The sequence below is a fragment of the Brevundimonas sp. genome, from assembly GCF_044239655.1.
Classification (GTDB): Bacteria; Pseudomonadota; Alphaproteobacteria; order Caulobacterales; family Caulobacteraceae; genus Brevundimonas.
In genome coordinates, this window is sequence record NZ_JBIIAY010000258.1 from 1 (window position 1) to 3172 (window position 3172).

The window sequence follows — 3172 nt, forward strand, 5'->3', positions numbered from 1 at the left end:
CGACAAATATCAATCAGAACCCTTCCTTAAACACCACCTTCGTAGGTAGTAATGGTAATCCTACCCCCTATTGGACTATTGTCCCCCCGGAGTTGGGTCAATCACAAGACTTAACATCCCGATACTATTGGGTCTATACTTATAGCCACTGGGTAGATTTAGTGAATACAACTCTTAATAGTGCTAATCAAGCAGTGTTTAATGCTTGGACTACGGCTGGTGGCACTGGTATCGCTAACTTTCCCGCTTGGAAAGCCATCTACCCTACCCCTATTATGAAATATAACGAGAACTCTGGTCTCTTTACAATCTACTACCCTACGCAGTATGTCAATCCTAATGCTACTACAAATGCCTTCCAGTCTCTATATTTTAATGTAAATATGGAGGGTCTATTTGCTAACTTTGATAACATCTATCTCAACTCCGCTACCCACCCTCCTAATACATCTCAGTTCCGCTATACTTGGATTACCCCGACAACGCCTATAGCCACTTTATTCCCAGAAGGCTACGCTAACCTTCAGATAGTGGAGGCTGTTGGTCTGAACGATAATGTATCTACTCCGGCATCCCAGCCTACTCCCGGTTATAGTGGTGTATGGTATGCTATGACCCAGAACTATGTAAGCACAAGCACACTCTGGTCTCCGATTGATAGTATTGTTTTTACAAGCACCCTACTACCTCTCCAGAACGAGCAGACCGCCCCGCCTAACGCCCTTGGAAGTCGTAATACCGGCAATAGCACGGCTACCTCTCAGTCCGCCTTCTCCCCTATTATTACGGATGTTTCTCTGGACTTATCATCAGACCCTACGGCTTATCGTAAGATGATTTACTACGCCCCGAGTGCCGAGTATCGTATGGCGGATTTCCAGAACTCTAAACAAGATATTCGTAATATTGATATTCAAGTATTCTGGAAGAACCGGCTGGATAACCAGTTATATCCCGTCAGTATGTTTAATCTATCCTCCGTATCTTTCAAGTTAATGTTCCGTAAGAAGACCTATTTAGCAAAGGGCGAGAACAAGGGCTATTAACTCCCCTCCGGCTATTATTTCATAAAAACAATCCATTTCTAACGGATTATTTTTATGTTTGCTTAATATATAAGATGAGTGCTGACATCCAGAAGGAAGCCGTATTTGACGACCGCATCGTTCAGAGCCGTCCCCGGTATGCCGTTGAGAAGGGTGCTTTATCTCTTACGAACGCTCCTTTTAACGCTATTGCCTCTACGGCATCCCAGATGACTTTTAATGTGTATGTCCCTTCCGAGAATGTTTTCGTTGATAGGGCTTTACGCTGGGGTGCGGAGGGTCGTTTCCAGATGAGCGTCTGTAATATCCAGTCTGCCACCGGCACTACGGTATGGGACACGGGTCTGGGTTATTCTGGTGTGGCTGAGGGTTCGTATCCTATTGATGCCTCCGTAGTGATTGCCCCGGGTCGTGATTTCTCTCTATCACCCTTTCCCCTTAACTACCTCTGCCAGACGATGACGGCTACTATTAACGACACGACCTCTGTTATCAACTCCCAAGATGTGCTACTTGAGGTTATGCGTCTAACTGACTACAAGTGTAATAAGAAACAGAGAACTTGCCCTACGATGATGGATAGATACCAAGCGAACTACCTTGCTATGGATAACCTTGGCTCTGTGAATGCCCCTACGAACGGCTACGATACGGCTACCAACATTGACGAAGTGCCTAACGGAGCATTCCCCGGCTTCTTCTGGTGTAAGCCTAACGGCACTCGTGTAGCCCTTGTGGGTGCTGATAGTTATACGGTAAGCGGTGGTGGCTCTAACGGTCTCCCTCTGGTTCAGTGGTTCTGGAACGGTCAGCCCGTATGCTCCGCCCAAGTGGCGTATGACAGTGGCTCACCGGCGGTTATTGTTCCCCAGACTACGGCTTCTCTCTTCTGGTCTTTTGCGTCCGTGGAACTCCTAACGCTATCTCCCTTTGTGTTCGCTAACGACCAAGAACACGATACGGGTCTCTTCGGTATTAACAACATCCAGTTGATTATGAACTTTAAGAGTGGCACGGCTCTTAACCGTATCCTTAAGACGCAGTATTCTTCTGGTCTTGCTACATCTGGCGACCCCTTCGGTGTCCCTATTACAACGGGTGATTGTGCTAACCGCCCTCAGATTGTGGCGAGTTCTCTACAGTTTAACCAGACTGCCTCAGCACAGTGGGTAAATCCCGTAATGAACTGCCAGTTCCTAACGCCCTCTCTTGATGTGCCTCTCCCTCCTAAGAGTGTAGTCCCCTATATGGAGTTCCCCCGTTATATCACACAAGCCCAGAACGGGCAACTCCAGCCTCTTGGCACTAATGGATACATCGGGCAACTCCAGTCCCAGACTATCACGCTACCGCAGATACCCGACCTTCTCCTTGTGTATGTGAAGGCTCAGCAAGTAAGCGGTCAGCCCGACCCCCAAGACCCTTCTTATGGCGATGCTTATCTCCCTCTTGCGTCAGTGCTTAATACGAATGGCTCAGTGAAGTCTCCTCTCAGTATCAACTTTGATAACTTCTCTGGTCTCCTATCATCTCACACTACGGAGGAACTCTACCAGATGTCCGTAGAGAACGGTCTTGATATGGACTACCCTACTTGGTCTGGTCTCCCTTGCTCTGGTCTTGGTGGTTCGGCTCTCGCCCAGACTGGTGCGGGTTCTCACCCTATTGGTGCGGTCTCCCCTCTTGTCCCCGGAACGCCCGTATTGCCTCAGTATCCTCCGGTTAAGGCGGGACAAGCCCGTCCCTCTGTTGGTGGCTTCCTTGTGCTAAAGCCGTCAAAGGATATTACACTCCAGTCCGGACAAGCCCCATCACTTGTAGGCAACTTTACTCTCCAGTTTAACTTGTCCGTAGTGAATACCTACCCCTTTGCGGTTCAGCCCGTTCTGTATGTCATCACGGCTAACAGTGGCTTCTTTGAGAGTATCCGTGGGTCGTCCCGTATCATCAAGGGTGTTCTCTCCGAGCAAGACATCATCTCCGCCCCCGTATCATCCGCCCAGACACACGAGGGTCTCAAGCGTCTTGTTGGTGGCAAACTATCATTTGGCTCTCTTGCGAATGTATTCAATAAGGCGAAGGAAATCTATGAAAAGACGAAACCCGCAGTATCGGCGGTTAAGGGT

Annotated in this window: 2 protein-coding genes; both read left to right on the plus strand. The window is 48.5% G+C overall.

Annotated features, from left to right (window positions below):
- On the plus strand, positions 1-1046 hold a 1046-nt coding region (locus ACILQR_RS17840), incomplete at its 5' end, for a phage minor capsid protein (RefSeq protein ID WP_395652708.1).
- 74 nt (positions 1047-1120) lie between these two features.
- A partial coding sequence (locus ACILQR_RS17845) for a phage major capsid domain-containing protein (protein WP_395652709.1) occupies positions 1121-3172 on the plus strand: 2052 nt, incomplete at its 3' end.